We start from the raw sequence: 18,990 nt of genomic DNA on the forward strand, positions 1-18,990 counted from the left end.
CCACCCACTCACGCGGCGCGCGAAAGAACGTATCGGAACTCACGGTGAAAAAACTCCTCAAACTTACGGTTAATCTGCGGAAGATAGTTCTCGACGATCTCATCCACATCATCAGCAATGTCGATGGTCACCATCTCGATATTGGTCCGCGCCTTGCCCCGCCTTCGCCAGACAAGCAGCTCGTCGCTATCCATCGGAGAGATAAACGCGCCCTCATAGAACTCAGCGCCAACACGCACACCCAGCCGGTTCTGCACCGGTTTACCTGCACGGTGAACACCAATATCCCGGACACCAATCCAAAGCTTGGAGATCCGCCCGTTCTTATAAGTACGAAAACGCGACCGCAGCGCCTTGTTATCAATCTTCAGCTCATAGCCCAGCTCTGCCATCGTCACGGCCCGCAGCCAGCGGTTTGTTGCTGAAACCGCCCGCTGAACAGCCTTGGGGACCTCTTTTTCAAACGCGCTATAGCGCCGGATAAACTCACTATCCAGCACCAGCCGGGAACCACTAGAATTCAGACCACTCACACGACGCTCCCGAACCTTCCTGAACCAGCACATACTCACGCATGATCTGGCTGTCCGTTCCGTTCACTTTAACCGGCGCCTTAAACACCAGCTGATACCGCTTATCGCCATACACAGTGGTGCAGCCTTCAGGCAACTCCGCATCCGTTTGAAGGAGCAGCACCTGCCGCGTGCCTTTCTCATCCCGCCGGACATAACCGGTGATCGGCTTCTGATCACCCTGGCGAGTCATCACATAAAGAGACTGGCCAAAGCAATCAGCAATGGAGGCCCGCAACAGTTCACGGGCCGATTCAAACCGACTGACCATTATCAGGCTACAAACTCAATGATCAGCTCACCGGTCAGCAACACCCCGTTATCGATAAAGGCCCCAACCGGCTGCGCCACTTCGCCAGCGGTCGTCGGTTTCGTTTTGGTGAACACACCTGCTTCAAAATAGGCTGGCTCACCCAGGAACGCCGGAGCATCCCCTTCCTTGATTGGCCCGTCAAAGTAACCGCGCCAGTGAGCGGAGATCACTTCGCCCACCTTAGCCGTCATATTCGGCACCACCAGAAGAGAGCCATACAACATAGGGACGTCTTTCGTTGTCCCGTTTGCCGGAACCGTCATATCCAGCTTAAGTCCGTCTGCTAAACGCATAGTGAATTTCTCGCATTAAAAAAGCCTCCGGCTGGAGGCTTCATTGATAAAAGTCAGTTGCTGAGGATCTGGTCAATCACTTTCTGCTTGCGTAGATACCGTTCGCACTCATCTTCCTGTTGAGTTGTAACAATTTCGCCGGATGCCTGCCATGCACATACGTGCCCGGGTTTCATCTGCTCCCCCATAACAGGGATAGAAACCTCGATTAATAAATAGGTAACGTAGCAAAATCCAAACACGAATAATGAGACTTTCATAACCCACCCCTGCAACACTGTTTATCCATACAGTTATTTATACACCTGTATAGATAAACAGTAAAGAAAGGATCGATAACTTACTGAGATTTAAACTTCGCCATCGCAATGCCGCGACGGTCCAGCACCTTAGACATCAGGTCATAAGTGATACGGAACTTAGCTCCGTCACTCGTCCAGCCGTCTGAGGTTTCCAGCCACGGGTCTTGCTGACCATCCAGGAAGCCCATGACAACGCTATCGAAATCTTTACCGGTCAGGGCAATGGCGCCGTTCACATTGGCAATGCGCGCTGTCTCAATCACGCGGCTGAACTTCTTATAAGCCGGGTTGAAAGTATCCGGCTTGCTGGCCGTGTTCAGCACCGCTTCAAACATCGCAGCGTGGTCCGGATTGGCCAGCAGCAGCTCACCACGAAGATCCAGCGGATCACCCGCCCCTTCCTTGCCACTAAACGGCGTGGTCGTCGCGGTCGCAAACACCTTGTGCAGCGCCATAATCATCGCCGCGTAATCACCTGCCGCCACATCATCAATCAGGTTGCCCCAGTCTTTAATGACGCCCTTCTTAAATACTGAACCGCCATCAGCCATCTTGCCCGCCAGAATGGCGTTGAACATCAGCTTGTCAGCCAGGCGATAACCAGACTGCATAAACTTACGCGGCACCTTCGCAATCAGCCCAATCTCATCATTGATGATCGCCTGACGGGTGAACTGAATCTCCCGGCCGAACGTCGCCAGCTGAATGCGCTCACCGCTACCTTTCAGGGTCGCGGCCTTGTACTCACCATCTTCAGAAACGTTCATCAGATCCGGCGCATCGTTCACCATCACCAACTCTGTCTCGCGGAAGTCCGGCAGGTTCTCCGTGTTCGCCAGCTCACGCCACATCGGCGCTGCAGCCTGCTTTTCATCACGCATTACCGTGCGGATACCCTCAGTGATGATGTCGCCAAAATCACCCGAGTTAAACGCCCGGTTAACCAGCTCCTGCTTAGTCATCGGGCTGCGGACATTCACACCCAGGCTGGCCCGCGCCATGTTCAGCAGAGACTCATGGCCAAACGAGTTATCCTTCTCCAGTTCGCCCACACCACAACGGGCATTCAGCGCGTTCTGCAGCTCGTCTTTCACATGGTTGCCGTTATCCGCCCGGATATGAGTGGCCGTCAGGTTCGGCATTTGCCCGTCCACACTGCCAGAACCAATCATATTCAGCAGCTGCGCCGAAGCACTTTCCAGCGTGATGTTCGGGTCATCGAGCACCTTATTGGTCAGCTCGTCATCCAGGTTCAGGTCTTTACACAGGTTCCGCAGCGTCTGCTTATCGCGGCCCATGTTCTCCAGGATTTTTGCAGAGGCACTTTCAACAGAACAATCCATATCCTGCAGCATGGTGTTCATCAGCTCATCGCTCACATTGTGCTGAATACACAAAGCACGAATGGCCGCCTGGCGCTTGTTTTCTGCTTTCACCGCGTTTTGCAGTTCTTCATTTGGTTTCGGCATGTCGCTTACCTGTTCTTCTTCGGTTTGATTCGTTGGAGGAGTGGCAATCGCCACAGGTTGCTGAGGCTCATCAGGCTCGGTCAGACAATTGAGCAGATCATCCGGCACGTTCTGAAACTCATTCAGGCCCGCGATATCTGCATCACTAAAGCAATTGGTGAGGTTCACAGGGTCAATCACCTTATCGACCAACCCCCACTCCACCGCCTGATCAGCAGTAAACCAGGTTTCTGCCGCCATCGCTTCCAGAACCTCATCTTCGTTCTTTCCGCTCACCTCGGCATAGGCCCCGGCAATCGTACTCTTGGCATTTTTCAGCTGGGTCAGAGCACTCTCCAGCTCGCCTTCTTCGCCCCAGGCGCCCATCTTCGGGTTATGGATCATCGCCGCGGCGTTCTTGGGCATATGGCGCTCATCACAAGCCATCATCAGATACGTCGCGATAGACGCCGCCAGCCCCTCAACCACCGCCGTGGTTTTACCCTTGTGGGCCTTGATAGCGTTGTACATCGCCAGCCCTTCATAAACGCTGCCGCCCCGGCTCTGAATGCGCATCACCAGTTCTTTACTGCCGATGACCTGCAACGCCTTCACCAGATCAATCGAGCCAATATCGTAATCACCGATAATCCCGTTAATCATCAACTGCGCCGGCTTATCCGCTTCATTGGTCAGCGTGTACCAGCTTTTTTTGGTTGGTTTAGGCATTCATCACCCCCTCACCCTTATTGTTCACTTTCACCACGTTATGAGCCGGGTCCGATGTGCTCACAATGCCCAGTTCGTTCATCTCCTCCCGCTCGGCCTGCACTTCCTGCCGCGTCGCCAGCGGGTTGATGTTGCGCTCCCGCTGAGCATGGCTAAGTGAGAACAGACTCAGCCGGGTGCCTTTCTCAATCCCGGTCATCTCTTTGGCCGGATCAATCCATGGCATCACCGGCGCCTGATAAATAGCGTTAAACACCGTCGAAGCATCCACATCCGCAGGCACAACCAGCTCGCCACTCATCACCGCCATAGCCAGCGCCCAGCGGTACTGAGGCCGGGTCCAGCCCAGCACAAACTTGCGTTGCAACACCCGGTAACGGGCAAAAGAGTCCACCAGTTCCTGACGGGCCACCGAGTAGCTGCCGTCATACTTGCGGGTAACAGAAGAGTTGTTCACTCCAGCAGAACCACTCACCAGCCGCTGCTGAGCATCACGGAAAGGCGAACTCATAGACTCACGCCGGTTAGATTCGATGATCCCGGCATCCTCACCCGGAGCCAGTTCCAGCGAGTTACCCATACCGAGGAACATATCCCCGCCCCGGTCGAATGAATCGTTCTCGCCCGGAGCCTGAATGTCGCGTTTGATGAAGTAGGTAAAGCGGGAAGCAATCTCCGCACTCACCATTTCCGAATGGTCATAACTCTCCAGCCGGGCAATCAAATCCAGGCTGGAATGCAGAATCGAGATCCCCCGGTTCTGATGCAGCCTGCGGGTAAACTTGAGATGGCACATGGCCGCCGCATCCACCTCCGCAAACTCAAAGCCTTTTGAATCTTTCTGGATGAGATAGCGGATAGCCTGCCCCAGCTTGTTCCGCTGGATCCCCTCCAAAATGCCCTTCTCCTCCTCGTTATGATTACGGGGGATAAAGTCCGCCTCAAAAGGCTGAATCGCAAACGGCGTGGAAGACGGGTACTCAAGCTGAGGGTGCCGCCCCATATACATCCGGCCAAACACCTCACCATCCCGCAGCCAAGTACGGCAGGCCAACCACTCCGTTTCACTGCGGGACGTCTCGCCGTCGATGTTCTGGCTAAGGGAGTGAAGCTCATGCCAGCGGGCAATTGACTGGGCAAACTCAGTGTGGATCTTGCCCTCATGCGTCAGCGGCTGAGGCTCAATCATGATCCCGTTCGGGCCCACCACATTGGCGCACAGCTCATCGAGAATCGCGGTAACAAACGGGTTGTTTTCATCCCCGTCCCGCGCCCGCTCGGCCAGTGCTTTCGCGCCCTTGTTCAGCTGATTGGCGTTACCGGTTGAACGCCTGCGCTTCTGTTTGGTGTGCGGGTCCACTGGCATGGCCGCCGTGTACTTATTTAACAGCGTCCGGTCGTACATACGTTTCAGCCCCTTCTCGGGGCTGAACACGGCAATCACTTTGTCGATGAGATTTAAGCTACTCAAGGTAATTTCTCCGGATCATCGAACGGTGCCCGCCCTGATTCTCCCGGGCGATCAGCGTTTGCAGACGCTCAATCTCGCGGCGCACCGTAGAAAGGCTGGCCAGCGTCAGCTCTTCGCCTTCCGCCGTCTTAACCGACTGCTGCTGCAGGATCTTCTTCTCAGCTTCCAGGTACCAGCTCAGGCGCTCCCGGTTAGTTGCGATTTCTAATGTCATCCGTAAATTCCTCTTGAGTGCCGGTATCTTGGCTTGCGCTTACGCTCGAACTGGGGCTGAACATCGGCATCAACCACGTTCGGGTTCAACTGCCAATGCATCGCCCAGCCTGGCGGGTTGTCCCAGTCGATGTCGTCACCACCCAGGTAATGCATCCCCGCCTCTGCGTAGGCGCACAGGTCAAAACTCTCGTTGCGGGATTTCTCCGGGCATTCCCACTCGCCCTTTTCATTGATGTATTCCGCCGTCAGTTCATCAAACCAGTTCCGCTCGGCCCAGCCGGGCAAATGGAAATAGCGCGAACCAAACTCCTCACGGGAATAGCTCGCCACCACCCGGTTCTTAAGCCGGTTGGTGTTCAGCATCAAAAGCGGGATCTCCCCGTGGGCCAGCTTGCTTCGCTTATCCGGGTAAGACTCTTTGATAAGGTCATCCATCTTCTTACTGGCGCCTTTCACCAGCCGGAAAAGATGAGTCAGCCCCTTAGACTTAAGACGGTTATAAAACTGATAAGCCAGATCGGTAACAGAGGTTTTCTTGCCGTCCTTCTCCGCGCCGGAACCACCGGAGTCACACAGCGTCAGTACCGGTTTCATCACCCGGCCGCTGCCGTCCGCCAGTGGGTAGGTTTTCTTCATGACCTGATCGATTAACAGGTCCCAGTCTTCGGCGTAAACCGCCGGGTTGATCCGGTCCCCGTTTCGGGTTGGCGTGGTCAGAATTTCAAAGCGATCGATAACCCAGCGTTGCAGGCCCGCGCCAAACACCTGCGCCTGAACCACAAAGCGCGGGTTAGATTTCCCGCCCTGTACATCCACCGTCATGATCAGGAAACGGCCGTCGGTGGGGATCACTGCGCGGGGGTATGCGAGTGCGCGTTGCATCAGTTCGTGGGCGCTAAGCTCATGGCCGTGAGACTGCAAAATATAGGAACGCCCCATACGAACGTTCGTGAAGGAAATCAGTTTGTCTTCATCACCGCTCTCATCAAAAGAAGACTTCGCTTTCAGGTAGCGGTAAACAAGGTTCTGCCAGCTGGCATACGCAGCAACAATCCCCTCAAACCAGAAAGTCGCCCACTTGGCTTTTCTGGCTTCGGATTCATCTTCCACCACCTCGCCATACTGGTTCACCCCGTCCTCACGGAACCAGCGGCCTTGCAGGTTCTTAGCCTGCTTTTGCACCTCTTCAATCCGATGCTCACAGCGTGGGCAAGCCACATAAGCCGTTTGAGAGGCTTCCATGTGGTCTTCATGTTCTTCCCATTTAAGGGTTTCAAACTCAGGCCGGAAGTACGCGCCGCAGTCATCACACAGCCAGTAAAAGCGGCGGCGGTCACCCTGGTTATAAAGATCCGCAATACCACCACAAGGCTGCGCTTCATGAGCGCCGAGTTCATCCGGCTCTTTAGGCTGGCGGATTATCCGGCCGGGAGAAGATTCAGCCATCACCATGCCGGATGATTTCGCGTTCTGAACACGCATCAGCATCAGCTCAAACTTGGAACCTTCCTGACCGACCGCATCATCAGCGCGGTCATAGTCCGTCGCGCCAGCGTAGCGATAAGTCGAAGCAGACAGACTCGATTCAGTTGCTGAGTCCAGCTGCAAAATCATCCCGTTCCTGAAGCGTTTGTAGGTGATGTTATCGTCTGACTTTCGCCCCGTTCTCAGCTTCTTGATCTTTGGTGTGGCAGCAAAGCAGCGGGCCAGGTCCGCTTTGGACATATCCGCCGCTTTGGTCTTAGTACTGTAGATAAGCAGCATATCGCCCGGGGCCTGCGTTACCGCATAGTTAATCCAGCCCTCAACCATAGCCTTGGTTTTACCCGAACGTGCCGGGCCGACGACAATCACCGCCTCATAAATCCGACGGGCCAAACAATCCATTGGCTCGCGCATGTAAGGAACCTGAGAAGACAGAAACTTAGTCACGTCCGTACCGTCTGAGATCCACAGTTCCTCGTCTGCTGCCTCAACCGGTGTTTTATCGGTTGGTGCACACAAGTACGCCAGGCTACGACGGATAGCCGCAGCATCCGCAAACTTCACTCCCAACCGGGGATCAAACTTGTCCAAGCTCATCGGTCACCGCCTTCAAATCGAAATTCAGTAGTTTTTCCAGGTCTTCCAACTGCTCTGCGGCTGCGGTAGGAATGGCCGACTCAATCCGGGTGATCACCTTATCTTTAAAGGCCTTCACGCTGGCGATGCACACCCCGACTTCATTCTCATAATCTTCCCGGGTGACACACTCATCGGAATCTTTTTGCAGCGCTAACTTCTCCCGCTCCGACTGGATATAAGCCCGAAGCTCCGCCGCAGTGGGAAAGCCCATCAGATCCGGCGCATCACTCTCTTTCACCGGGGCCTTACACAAATACGGCGCTATCTGCACCACGTCATACAGGGGTGTTGAACCCTTGTGGGCCACTGGCTCAATGCCTGCGGCTTTCAGTTTCTTGCGGATGGTGGAACGGTGGTAATTAAACGCTTCGAGTTCCGATAAATTCCACAACCGTTTCTCGTTATTCATCGTTACCTCACTCAAAGGGTTTTCCCGTCTCTCCGGGTGTCACGCCGCTTTTTCGCCTCAGGCTGACGTTTCCGTTTAATGTGGGTCTCTCTCCCTGGCTTGCACCTTATGACTTTACGAACCGCGCTACACGTAAGGAGTAAACAGCCTGAGCTGCTTCGTGGTCATGGCTAACGATTCCGTCGGCGAGGTGCCGGGGCGCCTGATGTATAGGGTCACCGCCGTAAGCACGTAGAACTAATGGCCGAAGCCTGCGGGCGCTCGGTGGCGCCTTATGAAGTGCACTTTTTTGCTCTTGGCGGTGAGAATTTGATGAGGGAAAGGATCCCTTAGTTGGAGTTAATCGGGTTATCCGGAAATGCCAGGCACCCACCTAACCCGGGTTAGCCTGGTAGTAATCAATACAATCATTCAGATCTTCGATATAGAGCTGAAGATTGGTAAAGGCCCGTTTGGGATAGTAGACACCGCCCTCCTCCACCTCATACCACTCAAGCTGTGGCGGAGTGGGCTTGCAGCTGTAGAAGTCAGTCGCGGGGCTTAGCGCTGGCAGAGACTGACACCCTGCCAGAACTATCGCCAAACCGCTCGCGATGGTGACTAACCGGATCCTGCTTAATCGCTTCACGTTCCTGCTCCTGCTGCTTGGCCTGTTGTTTACGCTGGTGCTTTTGCCAGGCTTCCAGTACTGTCAGCACCAGCTTACCCAGTACCGGAATGGCCTTTACCCAGCTCAAACGCTGCCGATGTTCTTCGAATGTTTGTAATTACCTGCCAGCGCATCCCACGGAACGCGCAGCCACCACGGCCATTTGTGCTTAAAGTCTTCACTGACCTGAGCATCCAGCTGGGCCACCAGACCGGCAGCGGCAACCACAAAACCAATGACGGTACCAATCCACGCCGGTGCATCCGGAGGAAAAGCGTTGTTCACGATTTCAGTGGCCGAGGCCGTCACGGAATACAAGCTGGCACCCAGCCCGACAACGAGTGCTGACATAAGCAGCCACAGGTGTTTTAGCTTCACTTTCACTGTGCTATCTCCATAAAAAAAACGGCCAGTTGGCCGCCGTTAGTAATTCACTTATAGGTCCACGTCATATCCGTGGGCCGTTGGTAGTCGATGTGGATAAACGAGTTGGCAAAACCCACCCCGTTAAAACCATGCTTGATGGCTACGGCAAGCAGCTTGTAGCGCAACTCACCATACGGCAACGCAATATCAAACGCCGTGCCGCGGTTATGGGTGCCGGGTTTGCTCTTCTTCGCTTCAGACGGGTGCCGTTCGCAGCGATACGCAGAAGTAACAGTGAGCGGAAAGCCCAACTCTTCACGCACTGCCTGTAAGGCCTGCAGCGCCCGCGCATCACACTGGTGTGGCTGTTCGCGTTTGCAGTAGTCGCACTTACAGCGGAGTTCGGTGGCTTTAAAGTTCCTGGTTTGTAGCTCGGTCATCAGATTGCTCCCGCAGCTTTTTCAGCCGGCGCTGGTCGAAAAACACAAAGATCTCGAAAACCAACCGGCAGGCGATAAGAAAAAGGCCAATCGATGAGATCAGCCTTTCAGTAAACAGTTCAGAATTGTTTGCCACCACCTCAGCCGCTTCCTGAGCTTTGGCAATGGCCTTTTCGTTATACAGGCTAATGCCACCACTACCACCGTATGTGATGATTCGCCCTTTCCACTCTTCAATACGTGTTAGCGCCATCGAAAACCCCAGATATGAAAAAGGCGCCCCGAAAGGCGCCCCAGTAAGGAATAAAGTCCAGAAACGACAAAACCCCGCCGGATGGGCGAGGTTCTGCAACATGGGAATAATCCCGCATGTTCACGTGTAAGTCAATACTTCCCCACGAAAATATATACGCCACCAATTGCACCAGCCAGCATCACATGGTAGCTTACCCGCTGATTATAAAGAGAATATAGGTAACAACGTATGGCTAGGATTGGAATGTGCGATATCAACAACATGAAGTTGAGCACAAAAAGTAAGCACGCGATTGATGAAATCAAAGGAATCGCAGAGCAAGGCAACCTATTTGCAGGTGCTCTTGCTGTCACTCCTTTTTATCAAATTTTCGGAACGCCCAGCGTAACCGGTAAACCAATCGAAACGCTGATTACTATCCGGGAAAATGACTGGGAAACCTTCATTACGGCAATGGCTGGTGCACGCCAGATTATTCGTGACCGGATTTTCAGAGTTGCTTATGAGCAGGAAATCTTTACCTATGGCGAAGAACAGAAATTTTGGAACTGTGTCAGTGAAGCTACGAAATAATCTACTACTAACCTGCTTGGCTCTGGCTGGCTGCGTTAGCAATGCACCAAGCAGTACCGAAGCTGCGAAAGCCTGGGATGCACGCTTTGACTATTGCTACAAACTTGCTCAGAAAAATAAAATAGATTTCCCTACCACACCGTGGTTCGACTCTCTTTCTTTCGAAGATCAGAAAACGGTAATCGGGTATCTATACAACTACAACGATAGCCTGTGTATGCAGGACGCCACGGACAACCTGAAAGAAGCGTTAAAGCGAGACAAAAACCCAGAGCTGGAGAACGCCTACTCAGTAGACCTGACTCCGCTGGACGAACTGGCAAAAGAGCGCATCAAACATCTGGATAAAGAGAAGATGATGGAGATTCAGGATGTGTATTCCGAGCCATTTAGTGTAAGGCATGTGCTTGAGCAGCTTGAGCTGTATCCACCCAGGTAAGATTATCCCTACCAAACCCAGCTTCTATGCTGGGTTTTCTTTTATCTCAAGCTAGTTTGAAAGGCGCCTCGGTAAGTAATAAAGTCCAGAAACGACAAAACCTCACCGAGTGGACGAGGTTTTGCAACTTGGGTTTCACCGCAAAACAGGCCTAATGTCAATAATTACTTGTAAGTATTCCCTTTAACTTTATTGCGAAACCTTACGTCAGTTAATATAATTAAAAACAATTGCTTACCATAGGTTTAGACGATGGAACTTTGTTACTTTTGGGTTAAAAAATATAGGTCATTTAATGATTTTGAACTGAACTTTTCTCCGGATGATGACTTCACGTTCGATCCGGAGAACAGAGTACTTAATCACACAAAGAAAGAGAGCAAAATTACAGGGCTATTTGACCCATGCTTCAACAACGTTACGGCCCTAGTTGGACAAAATGGTTCTGGGAAAACCAACACAATAGAGTTCATATGTAGTATTCTGAAAGGCTCAAGAAGAAGTCTACCAAAAGAGTACTTGTTTATAACTAAGGACAATGATTCTTTCACGGTATACAAACCAAAAGATCTAATTATAAATATTTCCAGTAATAGCAGACATTTATTTAACGCCATTGAAAACAATTCAATATTGAGAAAAATCAATGCCATCTATTTTTCTAACGTATATGACAACAGGGATCTAGAGTTTACAAAACGGGTAAAAACCATCTCACCAAAAACGAATTACCAAGCTGTGGTCAACCAAAAAAGCTTGTTCTACAAGCAAGTTAACTTTCTAGGTAAAACCAGCAATGACATACTAGAAAGCTTGTCATTAGACAAAATTGAAGACATTTTAATATCATTCCCTGTTGATCGGGCATTAAACCTATACTCTGGGATTGATAAAGTAAAAAACCAAAACTTAGTCAATGCTATAAATGACATCTTATCATCACATTCAACCAAAATTAAGAACATTAAATCTTCAAAAAACAAACTAATCTTGGGGATAAAATACTTCATCGCAAAAAAAACACTGGAAAGAATAAATCGAACAATCCATGAGTGCCAAGAAGAAATAGTGGATGTAATCCATGAGTCCTATTATGGAAGCGACATTCATTCATCAATAAACTCACTGTTTGAATCGACATACAAACTTATGAGTAAAATTAATAATGACATATCAATTAAAATCAAGTCAAAGCGTTCCAATATTTACTCAACTATAGAGGACGCATACTTACCATTCGAATCAATACTCCACGCACTGGAAAATGATAAGCATATAATAGATAAGTTAGATGTAGAGGAAGTAACAGATAAAACGCGCGGAAACCTACAGCAATTTGCTCTAAGAACTCATGGAAGAATGGACAAAAAACATGAACTATACGGATTCATAGAGGCTTTAAGCCTCACACCAAAGATAAATCTATCTTGGTTAGGTATAAGTTCCGGCCATCAAGCATACCTAAATATTTTCTCATTATTAAAAGATGCTTTAAAGGACACCAAAAATGACACCATAATATGTATAGACGAGGGTGATTTATACCTCCATCCAAAGTGGCAACTTCAATTTATAAAATCACTAAACATGGTATTGCCAAGTTTCTTATCTAAGAACCAAAAAATACAACTAGTTTTCTCCACACACTCACCATTCTTGGTTACTGACCTTCCGAGAGACAATGTCAAAATACTTAACAATCATAGTCTATACAATGAACCAATGAGTGAACCATTAAGAACATTTGGTGCTAATTTGTATACACTTTTCGGAGAAGCATTTTTCTTAGATAACGAAAAAATAGGCAGCTTTGCGTACGAAAATATCATTTCATTTGCGTCAGAAGCAAATCGGGGAAACCTTACACCTTCAAGAAAAGAAGAACTCACAAAGTTTGCAGGCATAGTCGGAGATGACCTTACCCGAAATCAATTAATGAGGGTGATTAATAATGATTAAATTTGAAGATAGTTTAGGTGCAACTACAATCCCAGGGTTACTTGACGATCTAGCCAAGAATCATTGGAACAACCTAAATAAAAAGAAGAAGAAAAAATCAAAATCTCGTAAAGTTGAATACTACCAAAACTCATTAATTGAAAAAAGCACATTGCTACTGTTAGAGTTTGAATCAAACCAGCATTTAGCTAAAATTTCCAAGAATAATGTTGCAAAAAACCAGAGATTCACTGATTTTTTTAGATATCTAACAAGTAACAACCATGAAAACCTAAAGAGAATCATTATTTCTAGACCGTCAGATTTAGATAATATCATCTCAGAGATAAAACAAATACTTCTGGAAGGGGACATTACCGCAACTATAGACGGAAAAGAAAAACCAACAGAATTTTGCTCTCTCCTACAAACTAGAATGTTCAATTACAAGAGTTTTCGAAGTAACAAAATCTGTGTGGATTTGTATAAAGAAATGGGACTCCAATCTAAACATTGCTTTTATTGTAACAATTACAAGTTTGAGATAATTTCAACAGATAAACCTTCAAATGGAGTAACAACTGACGATGAAGGTCGAGCTCTTTTTGATCTAGACCATTTTTTCCTGAAGTCTAAACATCCATATCTAGCTCTATCATTCTTTAATTTAATTCCTTGCTGCCATATCTGCAACTCATCAATTCGAGGTAATAAAGAGTTTACCACATCGAATCATATAAACCCATATGAGGACTCATTTGACAAGCATTACTCTTTCTGTGTTCCTGATATCGAACTAATAAAACTGGGGACAAACAAGAGATATTCATTTAGCGAACTAAATATTATAAAGAAGTCAAACTCATCCAGAACTAATGATCACACCGTTTGTGATCTCAAGCTTCAAAACAGGTATAAGTCCTACAAATGCGATGTTGAAAGTCTCGCTACAACTTATGCTACTTACTACCACGAAAAGGACCAAAAACCAGCCTCATTCGACAACCGCATCTATGGTGAAAGTGAATGTCATATACCAAAGTCACGAAATAGAATTCTAGAGGTAGCGAGGGCTAAAATGAATCTCGATATTTTGGAACTGTTAGAAACACAATATGATGAGTAGAAGAACGCCCCTTCACGGGGCGTTCCAAGGCTAGCAAGCGAGGTGTAATCTTCCCCCCGCACCAATCAACCTACTCCCACAATTCCTACTGACCTAACCCACACCAGCAAACTCTTGGCATGGCTCGCAATGCTTAGCACTAAACTCATCCCAACGTTCCTCATCACTGGGGCTTAGCCAGCCTGTTGTATGCCCAATGCAGTACTTTACCGGCTCCGCATCCTGCTCCGTGAACTGGTGCTTCGTTAATACTGCCGCCCCCCGGCACATGGCCTGCCCTCCCAAACTACGAATATGGTTAGCAACGGAACGCGCAGCCAGGTCGTTGTGCGTTTCTATCTTGTAGGGTTCCATCAGGCGGCCTCCTCTGCCTCTATCCGTTGCATCAGTGCCAGCATGGCAGCGTTGCGTTTGTCGGATAGCCACTTGGCCAGTTGCTCCAGTACCGGGTGGTAGTGCCCTTTAAAGAATGAGTATGTGCAGGCGAACTGGCCATTGCACATCACTGCAAAACGGGTTTCGACACTCCACAGAACGCGGCCTTCCTTACAGTGCTGGCAGTTCCGCATATCGTAGTTAGCATTCTTGTATTTGCCTGTTCCGCCGCAGGTTGCGCAGACCTGCCCTAATGGTCTGGTTGCTTCCACAATGGCGGCGTTAATCATGGCATCAAACGCGGCTTCGCTTTTCTGGCCGCGCCAGAGTTTGGTGAGTTCTATGGCTTCCAGCAGTACGGCCTGCCTCAGGATTTTGAGGGAGTGTTTATCACCCAGTGCTTCTACGAACAGCACCAGAAAACCAACCGGGGAATCTTTCCAGCAGACGCCAACCATTGCCAGCTGCTCTTCCAGGCTGAACTTGCCTTTGCCACCACCGTTTTGCATTTGCTCGTAGTTGAGTCCCTTCAGGTTGAATTTCGCTAACAACGTTTCTGGTCGCATCAGATTGCCTCCATCAGCTCTATTGAGCGGTCACATTCGTTGCCGAATACGTCCCAGCCTTCCGGAGCCGTTCTTGCGAACAGCTCCAGGCGGGGGACGTCGCCAGCCAGTTTTAAAATATCTTCTCTGAACTCGTGCGGTTTCTCGCTGTGCCTGCCGACCGGGGCGCGGCGTACTGCACGAACGGAGCGGTTCTGTGGCTTGAACTTCCCTTTGACGGCGATAATCGCAGATTCCGATCCCGCCCGGGTGTAGTAACCAAGGCCGAAAACCGGATTGTGGTGCACCGTCAGCTTTTCCCACACAAAGCCGTTCATGTTTTTCAGGGTGAAGCCCCACGCCTCCACCAGATCGATCGCCTCCTGCGGCATGGCGCCTACCCACCACATCACCAGCAGCGCGTTGTCTTCGGTGATTTCGTTGATGGGCATAGCTTTCATTTCGTCCAGCGTCATACAGTCGTAGTGCTGGGCCGCGCCGGATTTCATGTTCCCGCCGGTTCGCGTTGAGTTGAACTGCCATGGGGGATCCGCATAGATAACCTGGTATTTCTTCATGCCCTGCTCCCCATCATCGCTACCCGCTCAAACACAGATCCTTTGGCGAACGCGGCTGGCTCTGGCTGTTTTAGTTCGGTGACTGGCGTGATGTTTGTTTCATCCTTCAGGCGCATCAGGTCCCGTACCGGGAGGGATCCGGTTTTGGCCTTGTCCGTGTATTTCTTCAGGGCGCGGCGGTATCTGGTTCGGGCGTCTTTTTCGGTCAGGTATCGGCGGCAGGCGAAGCCCACTTCCTGACAGGCCCAGTACTCGATATCCCCGTTCGGCCTGCCGTGCAGCATCCGGCTGAATGCTTCGTCGAAGTCGATCTCCAGCAGCTGGCCCATGGCAACGAACTGGGGCAGGCTTGGCGGCCATGCGTCTCCGCTGGTTACGCACTTGCTCACCGCTTTGCGGATCTCAGGAACCGACATGATGGAAATCCCCTGAATCCAGGTCGATGGTAGTTCCTGGTGCGGCCACTTCGCCCCGTAGGCCTCCACAAACTTGGTTTGGATCCACGCTTCCGGGCTCAGGTGGAGTACCTGCGCCCCCAGCTGGTGTGGCAGTGTTTCCGAACTCTGCGAGCAGCCTTGCATTGTGCTGGTCATAACGGTTGGCGCCGTTGCTTGTGCCTGCGCCGGTTGGATTAGATTCGTGTTCATCGTTCCATCGCTCCTGGTTCAAGTACGTCGTTGGGTGCAGCTTGTCGAAACCGAACTGACGGTTCTGCACCCGTTGGGTTACGTCACGGCACAACATGGCCGAGAAATCCTGAACGGATTCACATCGCCCCTTCACGATGGATTTGAACTTGGAGAGGGCCTGTTTCTTGCCCTTCTTGGTCGGGAAGACTTTCCAGAACTGCTCAAAACAGGCTTCGATTTGGTCAGAATCTTTTTGTTTATTTTTTATAGGTTCTATGACTGGTTCTAATTGACTGGTTCTGGGTGACATACGATCACCACCCCTGGTGTCACCGGTGACACTACCCTGGTGATCCTCTGACACTACCGGTGGTGACAAATTGTCACCAGGGGGTGGTGTCAGATTGTCACTACCCTTTTCCGCCTTTTCGGACAGGTCCAGCAGGTAAACATTGCTGTCGTTTATCCGGATGTCAGATCCTTTTTTGCGGTAATGGCGCTTCACCCAACCTGCTTCAATCAGCGCCTGAATGTGGCGCATGGCGGTTCGCCTGTCTACCTCGCAGGCCTTGGCGATATAGTCGTACGAGGGCCAGCAATAGCCCTCATCGTTCGCGTTGTCTGCCAGCTTGAGCAGCACGAGTTTTCTGGTCGGGTTGCCTACCTTAAGTTTCATGGCCTGAACCATGAGCAACATACTCATACTGCCCCCCTCCTCGCCTGCATCAGATAAAAGATCCACGCCGCTTCATCCGGCGGGACTTCACAACGGCCGTGGCCTGTATTCGCTACCCAATGGCTTTCGCCGTTTTTGATGATCATGTAAAGACTCATTGCACAAAGTTCTCCATTCACGCTTTCTGGCTGATTAGGGTTTCCAGATAGTTGAGCAGCGGCTCGTGTGCGCCCTCGCTTTCCTGAACCTCTTTGTAAGCACGGCGAAGTTGGTCAATCGACGCGTGTTCACTGAGGAGTAATACAGACTGGAATGCCTCGCTCGATTCCTTGCTGAAAGCCGCAAGCAGCTGATCCCGGTTGCCCTGAGAATCACTGGCGCCAATGGCCGCCACAGAAAACCCGAGCGGATTCAGGAAAGTATTGAGCATGTCCGCAGCGCGGGACGAAGGCATGGCCGCAAGAATGGCCGGAAGCAGATCCATGATCGTGGCCTTGGCCTCGATGCTGGTTCGCTCGTTATAACGGAAGAAGTTTTGTGTGTTGTTCTTATCATCAGCCCCGGGAACCTTGAGCAGTTCTTTGCGCTGGGCATCCACCTCATGCGAAAGTTTCAGGCCGTGATAATGGCGCGCCACCTTGGAAGCAATAAACTCTTTGCTCACCTCAGTTCGCCACCCTTCAACAGCGTTACGGATAACGCCTTTCAGACTGGTAATCATTGTGTTTCCTTACTGGTTATTTATACAGAAAAATGGTGTTCTACTGATAGCTCCTAGTTCCGCTACACTAAAAGTAATCAGGTCGAAGGCGTTTCTTATCCACCTTCCCTTTGGTAATTGTGTGAAGTTCTTTGGCTAACTTAGCTCCGGCTTTGCGGTAGCCATACAACACCTGCCGTAGGTAATCTGGATTTGCTCCCACTGCATTTGCTAAGGCCAATCGTTGATCTGCGTCTAACTGACGCCAATAGTTTGCATACATAAACAGTACCTCCGCGATACATTATGCAAACGGTTTTTTGTACCGTCAAGGATATATACCTATTTAGTACAGCAAGTAAAATGGTGGGTACATTCAGCAACAGTGCTTAACGATATGAGAACGGTAGAAGAAATCCGAAGAACCAAAGCAAGGGAACTGGCAGAAAGCATAGGAGGTAACTCCGCCTTTGCTGATCGTATTGATAGAGCGCCGACTCAAGTTAGTCGCTTTATGGGGAAAGGTGCAACGAGGGCTATAGGATCAAAGCTCGCTCGTCACATTGAACTATGTTTCAACAAGCCTGAAGGTTGGCTGGATGTAGAATACAACGTATCAATTTGTACTGAAGGCAGTACAGACAAGGAATACTTTGAGTCCATTGCTAAAAGAATGGGTATCAATGCCGAATTCATAGATCCTGACAAACTCAAAGCGGTACCGATTTTAAGTGAAGTACAAGCTGGTAGTTGGGCAAGCGTTATTGTGGACGCTGATTTAGAGTTCGAATGGCAAACTATCTCTGTCAATGCTTCACACAATGCATTCGCTATGCGTGTTTCAGGTAATTCCATGACGAATCCGTATGGTTCCCCCAGCATTCCAGATGGTTCCATTGTGGTAGTAGAGCCTTGCGAGTGCCCTGATAACGGAAAAATCGTAGTAGCAACATTAAATGATGCGCCACAGGCCACTATCAAAAAACTCGAGATCGATGGCCCACAAAAGTTCTTAGTACCACTCAACCCTAAATATGACCCAATCCCGATTAATGGAAATTGTCGAATTGTAGGTTATGTGAAACAGGTCATTATGAACCTATAATTTCCCCAATTCTCAATGAGATAAGCCGCTTAACAGCGGCTTTTTTTTCGCCTGAACACCTCCCAAAAGAAGAGAATACGAAAATTTGTACTTTACAGGATCAAGTTTCCTATGTACCTTGAATGTATCAAATAGATACAAGCGGGGTACATATGGAAAGCTTATCTCTTCAACAAATCATCAATCTGGCTATCAAACTGCACGATTACCGGATTCACAGACGTTCACTGCACGACTTTATCGGAAGCCTGCATCAGTCAGATCCTGTCGTTGGTGAGCTGGCCAGCAACGTTGAGCAGTTGGACGACATCATCAACAGCTTTGAAGTTCAGATCTCAACGGAGCTGCACTCAAAAACTATGCAGGTTCTTGACCGGTCTGAAGCGCTGAGTTCCAGGCTGACGCCTGCGCACCTTCGCCCTGCTGAAGATGTCGCATAACCAACCATCAAAAGAGGATTTGAGTATGTTGGAACCAATGCCATACATCCCGTTAGAGGGTCGAACTCTGGCAATAGTGATGCAGGAACTGCTTGATGTTATCGAGAACCCAGAAAGAGCACCCGGCGGAGATATAGCAAAAGCCAGCCAGGTGCGTCTTGCAAAAGCAGTGTTAGCGGACGCTAAGAAATCCCAAAGATTCGAGTTCTCCGGTCTTTGATTTACTCACACCCTCGCCCTTTCTGACCAACTGGGCGACAAACTAAACACCACGATGG

General features: G+C 50.0%; 26 protein-coding genes. 7 read left to right on the forward strand and 19 right to left on the reverse strand.

The window, feature by feature from the left end; genetic code table 11:
* Positions 1-8 precede the first annotated feature (8 nt).
* The 13 genes from ACVB80_RS22430 to ACVB80_RS22490 all read right to left on the reverse strand — a co-directional run bounded on the left by ACVB80_RS22430 (position 9) and on the right by ACVB80_RS22490 (position 9,687).
* Positions 9-533 (reverse strand): phage tail protein, encoded by a 525-nt coding sequence (locus ACVB80_RS22430; RefSeq protein ID WP_481083522.1) that lies wholly within the window; start codon positions 531-533, stop codon positions 9-11.
* Positions 514-843, reverse strand: a complete 330-nt coding sequence (locus ACVB80_RS22435) for a hypothetical protein (RefSeq protein ID WP_481083523.1) — start codon at positions 841-843, stop codon at positions 514-516. Before ACVB80_RS22435 ends, ACVB80_RS22430 begins: the two co-directional genes overlap by 20 nt.
* Positions 844-845: 2 nt before the next feature.
* Entirely contained in the window at positions 846-1,178 is a 333-nt protein-coding gene (locus tag ACVB80_RS22440; protein ID WP_481083524.1) for a hypothetical protein, read from the reverse strand.
* Positions 1,179-1,231: 53 nt separating this feature from the next.
* The gene (locus ACVB80_RS22445; protein ID WP_481083525.1) at positions 1,232-1,438 is read right to left on the reverse strand and encodes a hypothetical protein; all 207 of its coding nucleotides are present in this window, start codon (positions 1,436-1,438) and stop codon (positions 1,232-1,234) included.
* A gap of 80 nt (positions 1,439-1,518) precedes the next feature.
* Entirely contained in the window at positions 1,519-3,657 is a 2,139-nt protein-coding gene (locus ACVB80_RS22450) for a head maturation protease, ClpP-related (RefSeq protein ID WP_481083526.1), read from the reverse strand.
* On the reverse strand, positions 3,650-5,128 hold the full coding sequence (locus ACVB80_RS22455; RefSeq protein ID WP_481083527.1) for a phage portal protein: 1,479 nt from the start codon (positions 5,126-5,128) through the stop codon (positions 3,650-3,652). The genes ACVB80_RS22450 and ACVB80_RS22455 overlap by 8 nt, the downstream gene beginning before the upstream one ends.
* A complete protein-coding gene (locus ACVB80_RS22460; protein ID WP_481083528.1) occupies positions 5,121-5,342 on the reverse strand; it encodes a hypothetical protein in 222 nt (73 codons plus the stop codon). Before ACVB80_RS22460 ends, ACVB80_RS22455 begins: the two co-directional genes overlap by 8 nt.
* A complete protein-coding gene (locus tag ACVB80_RS22465) occupies positions 5,339-7,426 on the reverse strand; it encodes a terminase gpA endonuclease subunit (RefSeq protein WP_481083529.1) in 2,088 nt (695 codons plus the stop codon). Before ACVB80_RS22465 ends, ACVB80_RS22460 begins: the two co-directional genes overlap by 4 nt.
* The gene (locus ACVB80_RS22470; protein WP_481083530.1) at positions 7,407-7,877 is read right to left on the reverse strand and encodes a hypothetical protein; all 471 of its coding nucleotides are present in this window, start codon (positions 7,875-7,877) and stop codon (positions 7,407-7,409) included. The genes ACVB80_RS22465 and ACVB80_RS22470 overlap by 20 nt, the downstream gene beginning before the upstream one ends.
* 527 nt (positions 7,878-8,404) lie before the next feature.
* On the reverse strand, positions 8,405-8,614 hold the full coding sequence (locus ACVB80_RS22475; protein ID WP_481083531.1) for a hypothetical protein: 210 nt from the start codon (positions 8,612-8,614) through the stop codon (positions 8,405-8,407).
* Entirely contained in the window at positions 8,611-8,910 is a 300-nt protein-coding gene (locus ACVB80_RS22480) for a hypothetical protein (protein ID WP_481083532.1), read from the reverse strand. Before ACVB80_RS22480 ends, ACVB80_RS22475 begins: the two co-directional genes overlap by 4 nt.
* A gap of 47 nt (positions 8,911-8,957) precedes the next feature.
* Positions 8,958-9,332 carry a D-Ala-D-Ala carboxypeptidase family metallohydrolase gene (locus ACVB80_RS22485; protein ID WP_481083533.1) on the reverse strand — a complete coding sequence of 125 codons (375 nt, stop codon included), beginning with the start codon at positions 9,330-9,332 and terminating at the stop codon, positions 8,958-8,960.
* Positions 9,304-9,687 (reverse strand): hypothetical protein, encoded by a 384-nt coding sequence (locus tag ACVB80_RS22490; RefSeq protein ID WP_481083534.1) that lies wholly within the window; start codon positions 9,685-9,687, stop codon positions 9,304-9,306. The genes ACVB80_RS22485 and ACVB80_RS22490 overlap by 29 nt, the downstream gene beginning before the upstream one ends.
* A 129-nt stretch (positions 9,688-9,816) precedes the next feature.
* Between ACVB80_RS22490 and ACVB80_RS22495 the strand changes: the two genes are divergently transcribed.
* From ACVB80_RS22495 to ACVB80_RS22510, 4 genes are all read left to right on the forward strand, one after another.
* The gene (locus tag ACVB80_RS22495; RefSeq protein WP_481083535.1) at positions 9,817-10,161 is read left to right on the forward strand and encodes a hypothetical protein; all 345 of its coding nucleotides are present in this window, start codon (positions 9,817-9,819) and stop codon (positions 10,159-10,161) included.
* On the forward strand, positions 10,145-10,600 hold the full coding sequence (locus ACVB80_RS22500) for a hypothetical protein (protein ID WP_481083536.1): 456 nt from the start codon (positions 10,145-10,147) through the stop codon (positions 10,598-10,600). The genes ACVB80_RS22495 and ACVB80_RS22500 overlap by 17 nt, the downstream gene beginning before the upstream one ends.
* Positions 10,601-10,852: 252 nt before the next feature.
* The gene (locus tag ACVB80_RS22505) at positions 10,853-12,559 is read left to right on the forward strand and encodes an AAA family ATPase (protein ID WP_481083537.1); all 1,707 of its coding nucleotides are present in this window, start codon (positions 10,853-10,855) and stop codon (positions 12,557-12,559) included.
* Entirely contained in the window at positions 12,552-13,664 is a 1,113-nt protein-coding gene (locus tag ACVB80_RS22510) for a hypothetical protein (protein ID WP_481083538.1), read from the forward strand. Before ACVB80_RS22505 ends, ACVB80_RS22510 begins: the two co-directional genes overlap by 8 nt.
* A 353-nt stretch (positions 13,665-14,017) precedes the next feature.
* Here the strand turns inward: ACVB80_RS22510 and ACVB80_RS22515 are convergent, their stop codons facing one another.
* The 6 genes from ACVB80_RS22515 to ACVB80_RS22540 are packed head-to-tail and all read right to left on the reverse strand — an operon-like array spanning position 14,018 to position 17,188.
* Entirely contained in the window at positions 14,018-14,605 is a 588-nt protein-coding gene (locus ACVB80_RS22515) for a hypothetical protein (RefSeq protein WP_481083539.1), read from the reverse strand.
* On the reverse strand, positions 14,605-15,162 hold the full coding sequence (locus tag ACVB80_RS22520; RefSeq protein WP_481083540.1) for an MT-A70 family methyltransferase: 558 nt from the start codon (positions 15,160-15,162) through the stop codon (positions 14,605-14,607). The genes ACVB80_RS22515 and ACVB80_RS22520 overlap by 1 nt, the downstream gene beginning before the upstream one ends.
* Positions 15,159-15,578, reverse strand: coding sequence for a hypothetical protein (locus tag ACVB80_RS22525; RefSeq protein ID WP_481083541.1), 420 nt, complete (start codon positions 15,576-15,578; stop codon positions 15,159-15,161). Before ACVB80_RS22525 ends, ACVB80_RS22520 begins: the two co-directional genes overlap by 4 nt.
* Complete coding sequence (locus ACVB80_RS22530) at positions 15,565-16,494, reverse strand: helix-turn-helix domain-containing protein (protein WP_481083542.1); 930 nt, start codon at positions 16,492-16,494, stop codon at positions 15,565-15,567. Before ACVB80_RS22530 ends, ACVB80_RS22525 begins: the two co-directional genes overlap by 14 nt.
* On the reverse strand, positions 16,491-16,613 hold the full coding sequence (locus ACVB80_RS22535; protein WP_481083543.1) for a hypothetical protein: 123 nt from the start codon (positions 16,611-16,613) through the stop codon (positions 16,491-16,493). Before ACVB80_RS22535 ends, ACVB80_RS22530 begins: the two co-directional genes overlap by 4 nt.
* Before the next feature lie 29 nt (positions 16,614-16,642).
* Positions 16,643-17,188, reverse strand: a complete 546-nt coding sequence (locus ACVB80_RS22540) for a toxin YdaT family protein (RefSeq protein WP_481083544.1) — start codon at positions 17,186-17,188, stop codon at positions 16,643-16,645.
* A 376-nt stretch (positions 17,189-17,564) separates the two neighbouring features.
* Between ACVB80_RS22540 and ACVB80_RS22545 the strand changes: the two genes are divergently transcribed.
* From ACVB80_RS22545 to ACVB80_RS22555, 3 genes are all read left to right on the forward strand, one after another.
* Positions 17,565-18,272 carry a LexA family protein gene (locus tag ACVB80_RS22545; protein WP_481083545.1) on the forward strand — a complete coding sequence of 236 codons (708 nt, stop codon included), beginning with the start codon at positions 17,565-17,567 and terminating at the stop codon, positions 18,270-18,272.
* A gap of 152 nt (positions 18,273-18,424) precedes the next feature.
* Positions 18,425-18,712 (forward strand): hypothetical protein, encoded by a 288-nt coding sequence (locus tag ACVB80_RS22550; protein ID WP_481083546.1) that lies wholly within the window; start codon positions 18,425-18,427, stop codon positions 18,710-18,712.
* A 25-nt stretch (positions 18,713-18,737) separates the two neighbouring features.
* Positions 18,738-18,932, forward strand: coding sequence for a hypothetical protein (locus ACVB80_RS22555; RefSeq protein ID WP_481083547.1), 195 nt, complete (start codon positions 18,738-18,740; stop codon positions 18,930-18,932).
* Positions 18,933-18,990 lie beyond the last annotated feature (58 nt).

Source organism: Vibrio sp. 9-16B-A1, from assembly GCF_056726165.1.

Bases quoted from the DNA above. Each gene is read 5' to 3' on its own strand.
- ACVB80_RS22485 (WP_481083533.1), bottom strand. From the start codon at position 9,332: ATGACCGAGCTACAAACCAGGAACTTTAAAGCCACCGAACTCCGCTGT.
- ACVB80_RS22495 (WP_481083535.1), top strand. From the start codon at position 9,817: ATGGCTAGGATTGGAATGTGCGATATCAACAACATGAAGTTGAGCACA.
- ACVB80_RS22445 (WP_481083525.1), bottom strand. From the start codon at position 1,438: ATGAAAGTCTCATTATTCGTGTTTGGATTTTGCTACGTTACCTATTTA.
- ACVB80_RS22470 (WP_481083530.1), bottom strand. From the start codon at position 7,877: ATGAATAACGAGAAACGGTTGTGGAATTTATCGGAACTCGAAGCGTTT.
- ACVB80_RS22545 (WP_481083545.1), top strand. From the start codon at position 17,565: ATGAGAACGGTAGAAGAAATCCGAAGAACCAAAGCAAGGGAACTGGCA.
- ACVB80_RS22505 (WP_481083537.1), top strand. From the start codon at position 10,853: ATGGAACTTTGTTACTTTTGGGTTAAAAAATATAGGTCATTTAATGAT.
- ACVB80_RS22440 (WP_481083524.1), bottom strand. From the start codon at position 1,178: ATGCGTTTAGCAGACGGACTTAAGCTGGATATGACGGTTCCGGCAAAC.
- ACVB80_RS22435 (WP_481083523.1), bottom strand. From the start codon at position 843: ATGGTCAGTCGGTTTGAATCGGCCCGTGAACTGTTGCGGGCCTCCATT.
- ACVB80_RS22550 (WP_481083546.1), top strand. From the start codon at position 18,425: ATGGAAAGCTTATCTCTTCAACAAATCATCAATCTGGCTATCAAACTG.
- ACVB80_RS22450 (WP_481083526.1), bottom strand. From the start codon at position 3,657: ATGCCTAAACCAACCAAAAAAAGCTGGTACACGCTGACCAATGAAGCG.
- ACVB80_RS22525 (WP_481083541.1), bottom strand. From the start codon at position 15,578: ATGTCGGTTCCTGAGATCCGCAAAGCGGTGAGCAAGTGCGTAACCAGC.
- ACVB80_RS22460 (WP_481083528.1), bottom strand. From the start codon at position 5,342: ATGACATTAGAAATCGCAACTAACCGGGAGCGCCTGAGCTGGTACCTG.
- ACVB80_RS22535 (WP_481083543.1), bottom strand. From the start codon at position 16,613: ATGATCATCAAAAACGGCGAAAGCCATTGGGTAGCGAATACAGGCCAC.
- ACVB80_RS22530 (WP_481083542.1), bottom strand. From the start codon at position 16,494: ATGAGTATGTTGCTCATGGTTCAGGCCATGAAACTTAAGGTAGGCAAC.
- ACVB80_RS22520 (WP_481083540.1), bottom strand. From the start codon at position 15,162: ATGAAGAAATACCAGGTTATCTATGCGGATCCCCCATGGCAGTTCAAC.
- ACVB80_RS22515 (WP_481083539.1), bottom strand. From the start codon at position 14,605: ATGCGACCAGAAACGTTGTTAGCGAAATTCAACCTGAAGGGACTCAAC.
- ACVB80_RS22555 (WP_481083547.1), top strand. From the start codon at position 18,738: ATGTTGGAACCAATGCCATACATCCCGTTAGAGGGTCGAACTCTGGCA.
- ACVB80_RS22510 (WP_481083538.1), top strand. From the start codon at position 12,552: ATGATTAAATTTGAAGATAGTTTAGGTGCAACTACAATCCCAGGGTTA.
- ACVB80_RS22465 (WP_481083529.1), bottom strand. From the start codon at position 7,426: ATGAGCTTGGACAAGTTTGATCCCCGGTTGGGAGTGAAGTTTGCGGAT.
- ACVB80_RS22540 (WP_481083544.1), bottom strand. From the start codon at position 17,188: ATGATTACCAGTCTGAAAGGCGTTATCCGTAACGCTGTTGAAGGGTGG.
- ACVB80_RS22490 (WP_481083534.1), bottom strand. From the start codon at position 9,687: ATGTTGCAGAACCTCGCCCATCCGGCGGGGTTTTGTCGTTTCTGGACT.